Annotated in this window: 12 protein-coding genes and 1 tRNA gene; 1 reads left to right on the forward strand and 12 read right to left on the reverse strand. The window is 57.5% G+C overall.

The window, feature by feature from the left end; all coding sequences use genetic code 11:
- Positions 1-74 precede the first annotated feature (74 nt).
- From ACN0TA_RS10335 to acs, 4 genes are all read right to left on the reverse strand, one after another.
- Positions 75-608 (reverse strand): DUF1697 domain-containing protein, encoded by a 534-nt coding sequence (locus tag ACN0TA_RS10335; RefSeq protein WP_417582530.1) that lies wholly within the window; start codon positions 606-608, stop codon positions 75-77.
- On the reverse strand, positions 605-1,705 hold the full coding sequence (locus ACN0TA_RS10340) for a glycoside hydrolase family 3 N-terminal domain-containing protein (RefSeq protein WP_417582533.1): 1,101 nt from the start codon (positions 1,703-1,705) through the stop codon (positions 605-607). The genes ACN0TA_RS10335 and ACN0TA_RS10340 overlap by 4 nt, the downstream gene beginning before the upstream one ends.
- Before the next feature lie 86 nt (positions 1,706-1,791).
- Positions 1,792-4,551: an EAL domain-containing protein gene (locus ACN0TA_RS10345; RefSeq protein ID WP_417582535.1), complete on the reverse strand. Its 2,760-nt coding sequence runs from the start codon at positions 4,549-4,551 to the stop codon at positions 1,792-1,794.
- Between the two features lie 137 nt (positions 4,552-4,688).
- Complete coding sequence (gene acs, locus ACN0TA_RS10350; protein ID WP_417582537.1) at positions 4,689-6,638, reverse strand: acetate--CoA ligase; 1,950 nt, start codon at positions 6,636-6,638, stop codon at positions 4,689-4,691.
- 278 nt (positions 6,639-6,916) lie between these two features.
- On the opposite strand from acs, the gene ACN0TA_RS10355 reads away from it, so the two are divergent.
- Positions 6,917-7,489 (forward strand): GNAT family N-acetyltransferase, encoded by a 573-nt coding sequence (locus ACN0TA_RS10355; protein ID WP_417582539.1) that lies wholly within the window; start codon positions 6,917-6,919, stop codon positions 7,487-7,489.
- Here the strand turns inward: ACN0TA_RS10355 and ACN0TA_RS10360 are convergent.
- The 8 genes from ACN0TA_RS10360 to ACN0TA_RS10395 form a co-directional block, all read right to left on the reverse strand.
- A complete protein-coding gene (locus ACN0TA_RS10360; RefSeq protein WP_417582541.1) occupies positions 7,486-8,790 on the reverse strand; it encodes a lipopolysaccharide biosynthesis protein in 1,305 nt (434 codons plus the stop codon). The two genes, ACN0TA_RS10355 and ACN0TA_RS10360, sit on opposite strands and share 4 nt — an antisense overlap.
- Before the next feature lie 107 nt (positions 8,791-8,897).
- Positions 8,898-10,076 (reverse strand): lipid II:glycine glycyltransferase FemX, encoded by a 1,179-nt coding sequence (locus tag ACN0TA_RS10365; protein ID WP_417582543.1) that lies wholly within the window; start codon positions 10,074-10,076, stop codon positions 8,898-8,900.
- A 165-nt stretch (positions 10,077-10,241) separates the two neighbouring features.
- Positions 10,242-10,589, reverse strand: a complete 348-nt coding sequence (locus ACN0TA_RS10370) for a hypothetical protein (protein ID WP_417582545.1) — start codon at positions 10,587-10,589, stop codon at positions 10,242-10,244.
- A 199-nt stretch (positions 10,590-10,788) separates the two neighbouring features.
- Positions 10,789-11,547: a beta-1,6-N-acetylglucosaminyltransferase gene (locus ACN0TA_RS10375; RefSeq protein ID WP_417582547.1), complete on the reverse strand. Its 759-nt coding sequence runs from the start codon at positions 11,545-11,547 to the stop codon at positions 10,789-10,791.
- Positions 11,548-11,676: 129 nt separating this feature from the next.
- Positions 11,677-11,752 (reverse strand) — tRNA-Lys (locus tag ACN0TA_RS10380).
- Positions 11,753-11,848: 96 nt separating this feature from the next.
- The gene (gene msrA, locus ACN0TA_RS10385) at positions 11,849-12,463 is read right to left on the reverse strand and encodes a peptide-methionine (S)-S-oxide reductase MsrA (protein ID WP_417582549.1); all 615 of its coding nucleotides are present in this window, start codon (positions 12,461-12,463) and stop codon (positions 11,849-11,851) included.
- Between the two features lie 197 nt (positions 12,464-12,660).
- Positions 12,661-13,665: an endonuclease/exonuclease/phosphatase family protein gene (locus ACN0TA_RS10390; RefSeq protein ID WP_417582551.1), complete on the reverse strand. Its 1,005-nt coding sequence runs from the start codon at positions 13,663-13,665 to the stop codon at positions 12,661-12,663.
- 88 nt (positions 13,666-13,753) lie between these two features.
- Entirely contained in the window at positions 13,754-15,307 is a 1,554-nt protein-coding gene (locus ACN0TA_RS10395; protein ID WP_417582553.1) for a 2-isopropylmalate synthase, read from the reverse strand.
- Positions 15,308-15,505 lie beyond the last annotated feature (198 nt).

Below are 15,505 nucleotides of genomic sequence, written 5' to 3' on the forward strand. Positions count from 1 at the left end.
AGGGAGGCAGGCTGGCGAATGCCACGTTCAGCAAAGAAACAGGCAACCGTTCAACGCACAGCTCGCCAAACCCTCTAAAGCACGTCAGCAATCTTTTTGACTGTATTCCAGTTCCGCGCAGTTCCAACGCCTGTGCGTTTGGGCGTCAACACCGCGGCCAGTTTTGACCTGCCGATGCCGTCTCCGAAATAGATCCAGGGATCGCCGTCGACAAAACGCACGATTTCAGCATTGCCAGCCCGCTCGACAATCAACGTCTGCGCTGCTGAAGTTACCGATGCGCGCATTACACGGACCGCCACACGCGATCCTTCGGACTTTGACTGCTCGGGAAAGGGATTGCCCTGGACCAGGGCCTGCCAACGGTCACCCTCGCGAACTATAAAGTCGATATGACGGCCAAACATTTCGGCAAAGGCAGGCTCGATCGTCTTTTCAAGGGCCCGAGCGTCGGTGTCCTTAGCGTCGAAAACAACATTGCCTGTAGCCAGCAGCGTTCTAACGTTCCGATAGCCCAGCGTTTCCAGGAGCGTACGCAAGGGCTCATTGAGAACCCGCTTACCCTGAGGCAACGAAATCGAATAGAGCAGACCTACGAACCGAGTCACGACACAATGCCGATATTGCGCTTGAGCGCGATGATACGCCCATAGCTTTGCGCAATCCGGTCAGCAAACGCGGGGTCGGCACGCCCTTTTTCGATAAGAATTTGATGGATTTCGGTCCCAAGTGCCGGATCGTAAGCAGCGGTGTTTGAAAACAGCAAGATATCCATTCCCGCCTCGACCGACGCCACCACAGTATCATGCAGATCGAAGCGCGAGCGAATAGCCCCCATTTCAAGATCATCGCTGATTGCGACGCCATTAAAGCCAAGTTGGTCGCGCAGCACGCCCTCAATCCAGGTGCGCGACAGCGAAGCGGGAAGCTGGCGCGCGTCCCCTCCCTGCACGTCAGAATTATAAAGATGGGCAACCATCACCATGTCGGCGAGACCCGCGCCGATCATGGCCTGGTAAGGTTCAAGTTCGACCGGCTGCCAGAGCCCGGTGATATCGACAAATCCATCGTGGGAATCGTCGGCACTCGATCCGTGACCCGGGAAATGTTTCAGCGAAGTGGCAATGCCTGCATCATGATGGGCCTCCACAAACGCCGATGCACGCGCAACGACCTGAACGGGGTCAGCACCATAGGCGCGGCCATAGCGCGCGATGATCGGGTTGTCCGGGTTAAGATCAAGGTCGACAACCGGACCAAAATTGACGTTGAACCCCAACTGCGCCAAATCATCGGCCAGCCCTGCATAAATGGCCCGTGCACGGTCAGGGGTCTGCGCAGCGATGGTTCGGGCTGCGGGAATTTCATCGAACCCCACAGCAGACGTTAGCCGTTCGATCTGCCCCCCTTCCTGATCCAGCGCAATGAATGGCGGCAACCACGGTCGCGCTGCAATTAAACTCCTGTTGATCCCACGCACCGCCGAGAGGCTGGCAACATTTGTGCGCAAGAACATGACGCCACCGATTTCTCCGCGTGCAATTTGCTCACGCACGGCCCGCACCCCGGCTGCGTCCGCACCATCGCCATTAAAGCCCAGCATCACCATCTGCCCGGCCATATCTTCAAGGCTTTGCGCCGTAGCGGACAATGGCCCGGACATGATGAGCCCGAGTGCGATACTGATCGATAGAAAAATGCGCATGGCCTGCTTTCAGTTGGCGGCGGGAATGGCAAATGTGCACGATTCCTCACCCTGCGCGCCAATCTTTCGCAACTTTAGGGCACAAATCAGCCCGAGCGCATCACCTTTGCGAGCTTGTCGTGTTCGTTTGAAAGCAATTTGGCCAGCACGTCTTCGGCAGGCCCAGGTCGGGAAAAGAAGTAGCCCTGACCCGTTTCGCATCCGGCCAACCGCAGCAGCCACGCCTGATCCTGGTTTTCGATCCCTTCGGCGACAACCCGTTTGCCAAGCGATTCAGAGATCATCAACACCGCCCGGATAATGGCAGAAGCCTCGGCATCTCCAGGTAGGCCGCGTACGAAGCACTGGTCGATCTTGATCGTATCAACCGGCAACCGGCCCAGATAGCCGAGCGACGAATAACCTGTGCCGAAATCATCAAGCGCGATCCCGACGCCATAGGCACGCAGCACCTCCAGCTTCTCGGTGACCGGCGACGTCTCTGTTACCATAAGACTTTCGGTGATCTCTATGTTCAGCCGATCGGCGGGCAGCCCCGATTGCGCAAGAGCCGAGCGCACATCGGCGACAATATCGCCATGTTCAAACTGAAGCGGCGAAACGTTGACCGACAAGCTCAAGGGACGCGGCCAACTTGCCACTTCTTTCGTCGCGGCGTGTAATATCCAGCGGCCCAGCTCGATGATAAGCCCGGTTTCCTCGGCGGCTGGAATGAATTTTGCGGGCGAAACCGATCCCAATTCGGGATGGGTCCAGCGCGCCAGAGCCTCGACACCGATAATTTCACCGGTCTCCAGATCGACCTGTGTCTGGTAGTGAACCGAAAATTCGTCACGCGCCAATGCGGCACGCAAAGCGATTTCCATGTCCTGTTTGGACCGGATACGCGTGTCCATCTCTTTTGAGAAGGCCAGCGCGCGATTGCCTGCTTCGTCCGAAGCAATTGAAAGGGCCACTCCGGCATGGCTCACCAAAGCATCGGGGGCGCTGCCTGACAGATCGGAATCGGTCATGCCGACCCGTGCACCGACAAGCGCCCTATGCCCGTCGAGTGTATAGGGTCGGACCACTTCAGCAATGAGCTTTTCGGCAAACGCCCTGCCCTGGTCATCGCCGAGAAGCCCTTCACGCAACACTGCAAATCCGTTGCCTTCAAGGCGCGCTACGCTGACTGGCCCCAACAACTGCAGCCGTGCCACGACCTGTTTGAGCAGAATATCGCCATAGACATGCCCGAGTGTGTCATTGACCTTTTTGAGCCTTGAAAGGCCGACAAGAAACACGCTGGCCCCGCGAAACCGGCCAGACGGGGTGGCGAGCAATTCACCTATGGTTTCGACGAACTTGACCCGAGAGGCGGCTCCGGTCAGCGGGTCGTGCTGCGCGAGATAGGTGAGCCTGTGCTCAACCTCCCTGCGATCGGTAACATCTCTGAACGTGAGGCAGGCGACGCGACCAGCCGCTTCAAGGCTAACCTCACCCGCGTCGACGTCCGACAGCGTGACCACGAATTCGACAGTCCTGCTTCGACCCTCGCAAGAAATTTCGACTTCGGAAACCGTCTCCAGCACCTGCCCGTCATCGAGTGCCGCATCGAGCGCGGCGCGGAAGGGCGCAGGAAGAACATCGGTGATTTTTGCGCCGCGCAGTCCGGGTGCGATAAGTTCTTCGGCCAATCTGCTGGCAGCACGTATGGATTTGTTATGATCGACAACCACGACCCCATCGAAATTGTCGGCAACAACGCGCGCCAGGATGCCGCGCATGGAGTCGCGCTCATGGGCCGTATTGGAGAGCGAGCGACCGCGTGCTTCAAGTTCATGCCAGAATGCCGTTGCCAAAAATCCGATCTGGGCAAAATGGATGCCAGCGGTGTCCAGCAGCAAGCCTGAGTGAACCTGCAAAGCCAGTGCCATGAACTCGAGGATTCCCGCGTAAGCGAGCGAGCCGGCAATGGCAGAGCCAAGCGTCATGCGCGGCCGAAGGCAGGCAAACAACACCCCCATGCACAAGATGATGACGATCGCAGGCAACCGGCCCATATCGACCAGCGCCCGATCCAGTTGCAAGGTTTCTGCGGCCAATATCTGAAGCGATGGCGTTGACAGCATTTCGTAACGTGGGACGGCATGGCTGGACTGTTGTGAATAGCCTGCCTGCCCCATGACAACCTGTCGGCCCTGGAAAAGTCCTGGCTGCACATTGCCGCCGATCACATCCGACAAGGTCACACGCGGCACTGTTGTAAGGTCGATCGAAAAATCGATGAGAAACCCGGGGCCGTTAAAGGATCGGGTGTGGGCAAGTGTCGTCGCCAGGGACTCCATGACCCAGCCATCATTGACGATCCGGCTGCGATAAAAGGCGGAAAACCGGCTGTAGCCAACAGCGTCGACATAGACCGGTGGCGCAATGGCCGCGAACCTGTCGCTTGGCATCGACAAAGCCCTGCTGCCATCGGACAAACGCGTTTCGACAGCGACAGTGTGTACTTTTCCTGCCGCGCGGGTAATCGCATCGGCAAGAGCGTTGTCGTCGAAATATCCCAGTGATTTCTGCAGCCCGACGTCGAGAACGACAGTGCTTGCACCAGCGTCGATCAGATAGTCCAGCGCAACAGCGTATGACGACCGTGCGCGCGACTGGCTGCCCGCCTGTACCAGGGCAGCGGCATCTGTTTCCACAAACACGATATCGCCGCTGGCCGGGCGCGACGTTAAGGAGAATCGCAGATCACGGAGCGCGAAGTCGACTGCTGCAAACCAGCCCACTGCAACAGCGACGAGCACGACCACGCAGACAATCGCCGTAACAATGAGATGCCGAGCCCGCGCCACCTTGAACATAGCCCCCTGATTGCACCCCCAGTTCACTTCCGGGGGCGCTTACTTCCTTTATCTCCCAACCAATTGAACAACCGGTAAATGCAAGGACGCCGGGCTCTGCAAAAGCGGAGCCCGGCGTCAAAAACAAGCATCAATGCTTATCGATTTTTGCGGTTGGCAATCAGATCGTCGACCACCCCCGGATCCGCGAGCGTCGAGGTATCGCCAAGCGCGCCATAATCGTTCTCGGCCACCTTGCGCAGAATGCGGCGCATGATCTTACCAGACCGCGTCTTCGGAAGACCCGGCGCGAACTGGATATGGTCAGGGGAAGCAATGGGTCCGATTTCCTTGCGAACCCAATTGCGCAATTCGGTCGCGAGATCGTCAGAAGCCGCGTCGCCCGCCATAAGGGTCACGTAGCAATAAATGCCTTGGCCCTTGACGTCATGGGGAAACCCGACAACTGCGGCTTCGGAGACTTTGGGATGGGCGACCAGAGCGCTTTCCACTTCAGCGGTGCCCAGCCGGTGACCAGAAACGTTGAGCACATCGTCCACACGGCCAGTGATCCAGTAGTAGCCGTCTTCGTCCCGTCGGCAGCCATCCCCTGAGAAGTAATAGCCTTTGTACTGCTGGAAATAGGTTTCCTTGAACCGCTGATGGTCACCATAGACGGTCCGCATCTGGCCTGGCCAGCTATCGGCGATTGCCAGAACACCAGACGCCGCGGTATCCTCGATCACCTTGCCACTTTCCGGTTCAAGCACAACGGGCTTCACCCCGAAAAAGGGTTTGGTCGCCGAACCGGGCTTGGTCGGAATGGCGCCAGGCAGCGGGGTAATCATGAACCCGCCGGTTTCGGTCTGCCACCACGTATCGACAACGATGCAACGCTCCCGTCCCACTTGGCGATAATACCACATCCAGGCTTCGGGATTGATCGGCTCACCCACCGAGCCTAGCAGCCGCAGGCTCGACAGGTTCGCCCGTTCAACAAACTGGTTGCCCGCGCCCATCAAGGCGCGGATCGCTGTCGGTGCTGTATAAAAAATGTTGACCTTATGCTTGTCGACAACATCCCAGAACCGCCCGGCATCGGGATAGTTCGGCACACCTTCAAACATCAGCGTGGTCGCACCATTGGCCAACGGCCCATAGACGATATAGCTATGCCCGGTAACCCAACCCACGTCGGCAGTACACCAGAACACTTCGCCCTGCTTGTAGTCGAACGTCAATTCATGGGTCAGCGATGCATAAACGAGGTAGCCCCCAGTGGTATGCAACACGCCCTTTGGCTTGCCCGTCGAACCCGAAGTATACAGGATAAACAGCGGGTCTTCGGCGTTCATCGCTTCAGGTTCGCACACCGGTTCGACAGCGGCCGCCGCTTCATGGAGCCAGACGTCGCGACCGTCCTTCATTGCAATGTCGCCGCCGGTGTTTTTGGCGACCAAAACCTTTTCAACGCCCGGACACTCCTCGAGCGCCTTATCGACATTGACCTTGAGCGGCACCTTCTTGCCACCGCGACAGCCTTCATCGGCGGTGATGATGACGCGAGAGTCGCAGTCATTGACTCGACCAGCCAGTGCATCGGGAGAAAATCCCCCAAACACCACTGAATGGACAGCCCCGATCCGCGCACAGGCCAGCATCGCGTAGGACGCTTCGGGGATCATCGGCATATAGATGGTCACCCGCTCGCCCTTTTGAACGCCGAGATCTTTAAGCACATTGGCGAAACGGCAAACTTCTTCATGGAGCTCGCGATAGGTGATGCGGCGAGCGCCGGCGTTGGGGTCGTCGGGTTCAAAGATGATGGCGACAGTGTCACCGCGTTCGGCAAGGTGCCTGTCGATGCAATTGGCAGCAACGTTCAGCTGGCCGTCCTCGAACCATTTGATCGAAATCTCAGGCCATTCAAAGCTTGTGTTTTTGACCTTTGTGAAGGGCTTGATCCAGTCGATACGCTTCGCCTGTTCGCCCCAGAAGCCATCTGGGTCGGAAATCGAGCGTTTATACATCTGTTCGTACTGCTCGGCAGTGACCCTGGTCTTTGCAACCACATCTTCCGACGGCGCAAACACAACCTCCGAACTCATAGTCTTCCTCCACTTGAGTGCGGTCGGAAAAGTCTTGGGCTTTTCGGTCGGACCGCAGGATAAACAGGGCATTAGAGCACCGGTCCAATGCAAGCAGATCGGATTGAGCTCTAGTGGATTGTTGTCTCTGTCTTAACCCGCGGTTTCTGCAAACTGCAAGGCAGTCCAAGTGCCAATCCCCGCAAGTGTCGAAATAATCGATTTTACCGCATCGACCCACTCACGCTTTTTTAGCAGACCTCAAACTAGGCTTGCTCTGTAATGCAGGGGAAAAGACGATGATCGACGCAAAGATGACTTCGCGTGCGGCGTCCCACGCCGACATAGCAGATGTCCACCGCGAGCTGATGGATCTGATCGATTCAATGCCCTATTACGGCGAGCGTTTCAAAACATTCGAAAAGAGCCGCTTCAGCCGCACTTTCTTGCGCACCCTGCTTGAAATCGACCCCTGGCATGTCCTTTTGCTTGAAATGGACGGCAAAACCGGCGGCTTCCTGATCTCAGGTCCGGCCAACGGAACGATCTTTCAGTTCTGGTCGTCAATCTATCCCGATTTCCGCGGCACACCATTGGGAAGGTTCGGGATGGAGGCCTTCATTTCCCATTGGGACAATTCCCGCTTTCACAAAGCTTCAACCTACACGCGCCCGGACAACCGGCCCGCACTGGTTCTGCTCAAGCGCTTTGGATACAGCCAGGTCGCCCATCTCGAAGATCACATCTTCGGTGAGGACTATTTTGTCATGGAGCGCAAGTTCACCAAAGCTGTCGAAGGCTATGACAACGGCATCTCCCTGCCCCTGTCCAAGCGCCTCAAGCTCAAGGCAAAGGCCCTGTTCGATCGCTAGGCGGCAGCCGCCCTGAACCGCCCGAAGATCGAAACATCGATTTTAGCCCGATGAAGCGCAGTCGCCCAAAGCGACACGGACCAAAGCGAAATCGCGATAAAGGCCGACACTGCAGCGCCCATCAGCCCATAGGATGGCACGAGCGTCAGATTGCCCACAATGAGAGCCGAAAGTCCCAGTCCGACAGACGGCAGGCTGGCCCAGGGCCGATCATGCATCGAGAGCACAAGCGAGGCCGGCCCGAATGCAGCGCGCACGACAAGCCCGAGGCAAAGAACCGCGACAGGCAATGCTCCGTTGGCAAATTCATCGCCGAACAGCATCAGCGCATACCGCCCGACCAAAAGCACCCCGAAGAACAACACCAGCGCCAATCCCGTGGCCACGAGATTGGCTTCACCAACCCGTTTCCCGAACGCACCGCTATCGGCATCACGCTCCGCGTCGAACATATTGGGCAATGTGAGTGCATAAACAGCAACCACACCAAATGACGCCAATGCGAAAATGCGTGTGCTCACGCCGAAGATCGCAAGTTCGGTCCGATCGAGCAGACCAGCCAGCAAGAGCAGGTTGATATCGAAGAAATAGTCGGAAGCGAGCGTGATGAGCACCCAGGGCGTTGCAAAGCGCCACCAGCGCTTGCGTTCGCTTGCCCGCACCGTATCGGCTGCTGGCACAGCAATCACCGCTTGACGCACCCATAGTCCCTGAACCGCAAACAGCGCAAGAAGGGCGAAGGCAAGCAGCCACAACATCAGTCCGAGGTCGGCAACAGGACTTAACAATGCCACGACGCCGAACGCGGCCAAAGTTAGCGCCGGGCGAAAAATCATGTCGGGCAGATACCCAGCCATTGGCCGTTTCAGGCCCACCAGCGTCGTGGTTCCCATGTAAGTGACCGCCGTTGCAATGCCGATCAGCGCGGTCTGTGCCCAGAGTGGACGCAGATGCGCCCCCGCCTCGCCCAGAACAAAGGTCAACGGCCAGCCGAGCGCCAGAATTGCACACCCCATAATTGCCATCTGGACATAACCGAGGCCAACAAAACGCCGCAGATGATTGCCCTCACCGCGCGAGCCGTACTCGGCAGAAAAATAGGTCGCCACTGCCTGAAAGCCCAACGGCAGCATGACCGCAATCAGATTGGCGGCCGCGATCACCAGTAGGAAGTCGCCCAGCGACGCCGCGCCCCAAACCCGGGATATGGCCGCCTGAACAAGAAATATGAACCCCGCGCCAAAAATGCGCAGACCAAAAATCATCACCGATTTCGACGCGAGCCTTCCGGCTATGGACATTGCAGGAATCTCCCGGGCGTCAGCCCCTTGCACCCCGACATCACTATGACCGTCCCATTCGGGCCGGCCTGATCAGTTCGGGCATGCGATAAATCAATGCGTCACGATTACGATTTGGAATCAATCCGAACCAGAGTGCGCAGCCGTTTTTGCAATTCAAGTCGTCCCGCCAGAGCCGCATCGCGGCTGCGCGTCAACATCTCTCGCGCCTTGTAGGCAGCAGTGCCCGCAGCATAGGCGGGCCAATGGGACGCATAATTCATGGTCGGAGCCAACGGACTGATGTGGCCAGCCTCTCCCACCATCCCGCTCTTGAATTGGTGCAGGCCGGCAAACCCGTCCGTACCGCCCAGATCGTAGAGCTCGGCTCTTGTGTTATCGCGCAACCAGCGGATGATATGCCAGTGCAGCAGATAGCCTGCCCGTAAATCCAGCGCAGCATCGTCGGTGGCGCCATAAAGATAGCACGCTGTATTTCCGGCAGTGAAAATAGCCGCCCCAGCGACAGTTCGATCGCCTTGCGAGACGAAAAACAATTCAGGACGCGCCGTGCCGTCAGGCATGTTCATCAGCCCATTCAGCGTATCGATTCCCGAATAGTCAGGGAAAAGCTTGCGTACGCTCATGGCTCGGTAAAGCGTCATGAACCGCGCGATATCGTCAGGTCCGCCAACGGTAAACTCAAGCCCGGCCTTCATGGCCTTGCGCAGGTTGTAGCGCCATTTCTGATTGAACGCGGCAAGTCGTGTCTCGTCGTCGGGCGTGACATCAACAACATATCGCATTGGATGCTTCACACGGACGCCGGGCTTAAAGCCCCGCTCGCTGAGCATTTGAGCCACAGGATCAACAGCGCCAGCCGCAACGGGCGGCATGATCGACAGCATCATCTTGCGTTTACGGGCGTATTCTGCAACCAGCTTATCGGCCATGCGCGCCATGAGAGCGGCATTGTCGCCCCCGGCGTTCCGCGCCAGAAACGGTCCCCATTTGACCAGTGCGACTGTCGCCACGCCCAACGGCAGGCGCTGCAACATCACCAGCGCCCCACCCACCGGTTCTCCGCCATCGGAAAACAGCACAGGCTCAAGTGTTACGCCCGGCCAACGCCGGCGCGCATAGGCATAAAGCTGCTCCTGACAAACGCCATAGAAGCCCGAGACCAGCCTGTCCCAGCTCTCTCCCTCAAGCACGTCGAACGCAAGAAGCGGCGCTTTAGACCGCGAAACACCCGAAGTGGCGGCAGCAAGCGTTGTCAAAACTGGCGAATGGCTGGTCAAGGACATTGGCGTCACCCAGGATGTTCAATTTCAACCCACCCTAGCCGCTTCCCCCTATGGAATGCTTTCATCGCGACGAGAAATGCGACGAACTGCATCAATGGTAAACCAAGGCTTGCCACGGCAGTTCGGAGGGCACATTGCGGGCCGATGAAAACGCTCTTTACAATCTCAAGCGTCCGATCGGCCGTAATAGGCAATTGCGCGTGCATATTCGCGCTCATGGAAGTCTCGTGCGTCTTGGCCATCGGGGCTGCCGGAAAACAAACCTAACGCTTTGGCAGCAATGAAAAACCCGCGCGCAGGCGTCGTCATCGGCTGGCGTCTAACGCAAAGCGCTGCTAGCAACGGCCTTCCAGCCATGGCATCTTCGACCATAAGGTCTTCAAGGGCGCGAGCGACCCTTTGGATAGTGCGCGGCGGCACCAGTTCAAGTTGATCGGCAAGGGCCTTGTACGTGATCGGCGTGGACGCTTTGGCCAGATTAATAAGAACCTGACGTACTCGATCCTCAAGCATCCATTCTCGCCTTGTTTGCACCTACCATCGGCGACTGGCTCTTTACTCAATGGCCATGCGCACCGTCGCGGCCTTCGCCTATTGGCATAATGCCCTGCGAGTGCAATCAATTTCGCAAAGGCTGCATCGTTTCGCTTGGAATACGAAGGCATTTTCAATATTTGAGCCGGCAAGCGATAGGTGTGATCTGCCGACGATTTCAATCGACGTTCGAGCAGCGACAATATGTGAGTGTCTTTTTCGGCATCGACTGCGTGCCGAAAAAGAGTGTGTCGCCAGCCAAATAGGGGCGGGCTATGCCTGTCGCGATCACACTTCCACGATCTTCAACGAGCAGATGGTTGATCCGGTTTAGGGTGTCTGGACGCTCATTGCGCTGGTCAAGCGTGCGGATGAACTGCTTGCCCGGATTGGCGGCGAAAAACTCGCGCATGTATTTCCGGCTCTTGAGTGGAAAATCTTGTCCGGACAAATTGATGTAGTGCGTCCAGCTTCTATCCATTTCAAGCAACCGCTGCATGCCGCGCAGTTCTGCGTCAACGCGACTGTATCCGCCCCAAAGCGCATCCTGCGGCTCCATGAGTTCAACATCCTGATAGCAGCAAGCAGTCCACGCCAGCGGAGAAAAAGGCTTTTTGTTCGGTATCGAAGGGCCTCCCCTACCACACAGCACGCTGTCGGCTCGCCGGCATTTGATTGAAGCGCCTCCCCCGGAAACACATCGATATCCCCCGTCCACAAGAGAGGGCGGACATGGTGTAAAGAGTACTGCAAGCGTCCGGCCAGTGTTTAGGGGTAGAGGGACGTTGATGTCCGTCGGCCAAATGCCACCGTTCGTCAATGCCGCACAAGGTGGTATTTTCGAACTTGATGCGCGCGGGGACTGAAGCCCTGCGGGGATTACAAATTCACAGCGAGCCCGCACCTGACAGACCGAGCCGCTGAGTTCGGTTGGCACGACAGTCGTGATGAATTTGGGAATAGCGCACTACATCCATCGCAGCGGCAAAGAGTCGAAAATGCACAGCGTCGATAGCCACCTCATCAAGCCCCGAAGGGCTAAAGCTCTGCTTTACATTGAGGATTTTGGTGGGTGTACGAGGGCTCGAACCTCGGACCCGCTGATTAAGAGTCAGCTGCTCTACCAACTGAGCTATACACCCGAACCATCGGGCAGCGCGTCTCCGCACCGCCAGAGTGGCGTTTCTCTAGCAAACGCTATGAAGGCTGTCTACCCACAACAATGGATTTCCCGATCTTTAGGGAAAAGGATTTTCGCTGGTACCGAGAAAGGCCTGATCGCCCCACAAATCCCGTATCACCACATCCCGTCCACACCCGATCCGGTAGCGCTCATAGTGAGCCGGATTGGTCTTGTAAAAATCCTGATGTTCCGGCCCGGCGGGATAGAAATTCGCAGCCGGTTTGATCTCGGTGACGATGGTATATCCACTCGATTGAGCAATCGCTGCCTTGCTCGCTTCGGCAATGGCGGCCTGTTCTTCATTGAGCGCAAAGATCGCTGGCTTGTACATTGGCCCCTGGTCGCAGAACTGCCCGGCGGCATCTGTCGGATCGGTGGTGTGCCAATACACTGTCAATAGGTCTTCATAGCTGACTACGTTCGGGTCGAAGGTTATTTCCACCGTTTCGTAGTGCCCGGTGTCGCCGCCATAAGCGACCTCGTTATAGGTCGGGTTCTCGACGTGCCCGCCGGCAAAGCCCGACACGGCCTCCGAAACACCCTCGACCTTTTCGAAATTGGATTCAACGCTCCAAAAACACCCGCCGGCGAAAAGCGCGGTATCGGCAAATGCAGGCGTGGCGGCAAGCGCGCCAGTGGCGGTTGCCAAAGCAATCAATGTGCGATGCATGGTGCACCTCCTCGTTTGCGCCAGTTGGAACGCACCGGGCTTCAACAACAAGTCAAAGCTGCGTGAGTGGGCGCAGTTCTTCTGATTTTAGGAAGATACGGCAAATTGCCAACAATGGTTTCGGGCCAACACGACAATCTGCTTCGCCTGTGTCACGCCGGAAGTTTTCTTCCGACACCCACAAGACCCAACCGGATCTACTGCGCCACCAGTTGAAGTCGGGCAAAAAGACCAAGATGGTTCGACCCCATCGGATCGGCTAGTGCTTCGATGTCCTCGATAACGATTGGCGCACGCGAAAAGATATGATCGATGGGTACGCCCAGCGGACCAAATTCGGTCGGCCAGGTCGCGTTGTAGCGCGGCGGCGGCAACAAATCGGCCCTTTGAATAAGCATGTCGATGGCGTCTGACCAAGGCGCCGAGTTGAAATCGCCAGCCAGAACGAGCGGCCCATCGATTTCCGACAGATGTTCGGTCAGCCGCCAGACTTCATGCAGCCCTGCCCCATCGAAATAGGGTTTTGTCAGATGGGCCGCAACCAACGTCACCGGCTCCTCTGCAATCTCGGTCCGCGCGACGATCATCCTGTTGGGATATGTTGTGCCCAGCGAGCGGAGCTCCGTATCGGAGAGCGCCAGCTTTGATAGCATCATCAAATCGCATGTGGCGGCCGACACACACCCGGCACGATATGGGTAGACGGTTTCCAGCTTGGGCAAATGCTGCCGCATCCGCGCGGCTTCCATGATCACGACGATATCGGCCCCCGAACCCGCGATAAAGTCGGCGATTTCGGCGTGCCTGTCGTTGGATTCGAGAACGTTGAAGCTGAGCACTCTGAATTCTGCAAGGCGCTCGCTATCCTGCAATGCGCTGCGGCCTTCATATTGGTCGGCGACCCGCCACATGACATGTCCACCGGCAAAGACAGCCAGCGCCGCAATGAACCCAGCCCGCCATCGCGCGCCGGCCAGTGCAAGAAAAATCGCCAACCCGACGAGGCTCGCCGCGATATGGAGTTGCAAGGATTGCAAGATGACCTGCCCGGGCAAGCCGAGATCAACCTGCGTTAGCGCAACGATAACGCCTGCAATGAGGCCAAAGCCGGTGAGCACACCGCGAATTTCGGCCCGAATTGCCACGTCCTTGTCGTCCTTCAAAGCGAGCCCGGACCCATGGAGAACCACGGGTCCGGTCAATAACCGCCATCAAATAATCACCGAGGACCTATGTCGTCCAAAAAGAACGAACACCCTCAAGACCCGCCCGCTCCAGGGCCGCAAAAAATCAGCCCGCCAAGGCACCCTGCGCTGGCGCGCCGCGCTCGACCAACAAGCGATTGTAAGCGTTGAGATAGGCACGGGCGGAAGCGACCAACGTATCGGGTTCGGTAGCGTTGCCCGAGGCGATACGGCCATTCATTTCAAGACGCACATGAGCATTGGCCTGGGCGTCGGTGCCACCGGTTACCCCGTCAACTGCGTAGAGCACCAGATGTGGCTCGGCTTCCACGGCAGCCTTGATTGCCGAAAAGATCGCATCGACCGATCCGGTGCCATCGAAAGACACGTCCACCGGCGCGCCATCGACTGCAACTTTGAGCTCGCACCGATGCACGCCGCCTGTTTTCGACGTCACGCTCATATCGACCAGTTTTATGCGGTCAGCGCCCGAGCCCATTTCGTCGTCAACCAACGCGATGATGTCATCATCGTAGACGTGTTTCTTGCGGTCAGCCAGATCCTTGAAGCGCTGAAACGCTTCCTGAAACTGGTTGTCGGCCAAATCATACCCCAGATCCTTGAGCTTTTCCTTGAACGCGTGACGCCCCGAATGCTTACCCATGACCAACGAAGTCGATTTGATACCCACGCTTTCGGGCGTCATGATTTCATAGGTCGAGGCATTCTTGAGCATGCCGTCCTGGTGGATGCCGCTCTCATGGGCAAAGGCGTTCTTGCCTACGATGGCCTTGTTGTATTGAACGGGAAAATTGGCGGCGGCCGACACGACGCGCGAAGCGCGCGAGAGATGGGTCGATTCAATAGCGGTGTGATACGGCATCGCATCGGCGCGAGTGCGCAGCGCCATAACGATCTCTTCAAGCGCAGCGTTGCCCGCTCGTTCGCCGATACCATTGATCGTACATTCGACCTGCCGCGCACCGGCGCGAACACCAGCCAACGTATTGGCGACGGCCAGGCCCAGATCATTGTGGCAATGTGTCGAAAAAATCGCCTTGTCCGAATTGGGCACCATGGTGATCAGATCGTTGATCAGCTGGTAATAGTCCTCAGGCGTCGAATAGCCGACGGTGTCGGGAATGTTAATCGTGGTCGCCCCGGCCTTGATTGCAGCCTCGGTGCAGCGCGCCAGAAATTCGAGTGGCGTGCGGGTGGCATCCATGCCCGACCACTCAACATCATCGACAAGGTTGCGGGCCTGCGCCACAGTCTTGGTAACGATTTCGAGCACCTCATCCTCGGTCTTTCTCATCTGGTGAGCCAGATGGATGGGTGATGTCGAAACGAATGTATGAATTCGTCCGCGCTTGGCAAAACGCACAGCTTCTGCCGCCCTGTCGATATCAGCGGGAATAGCGCGGGCCAGTCCACAGATCACAGCATTCTTAGCCCGTTTTGCAATGGTCGCCACGGCCTCGAAATCGCCATTGGACGCAATGGGGAAGCCCGCCTCGATGATATCGACCCCCATCGTGTCGAGAATCTCGGCAACCTGGAGTTTTTCCTCCAGCGTCATTGTCGCGCCGGGACTCTGCTCGCCGTCACGCAGCGTGGTGTCAAAAATATAGACGCGGTCGGTGTTGGATTGGCTGGTCATCTTGGTCTTCCTTGATCGGCCCCTGCGCTTGGTCGCTTTGCGCATGCAGCAGGTTATGGCCGGACGTTAACGTTCGGCATTATGGCGATACCCCCTGACGACCCGTCCGCGCTTGAAGCGAACTGCCGGTTATCAGGGGCTGATAAGGAGGAGTAGAAGTGCAGTGGAAAGCAGAAGCGCCGAACCCACGAGGATTCG

Origin of the sequence: Pelagibacterium sp., assembly GCF_048264985.1 — a bacterium.
Classification (GTDB): domain Bacteria; phylum Pseudomonadota; class Alphaproteobacteria; order Rhizobiales; family Devosiaceae; genus Pelagibacterium.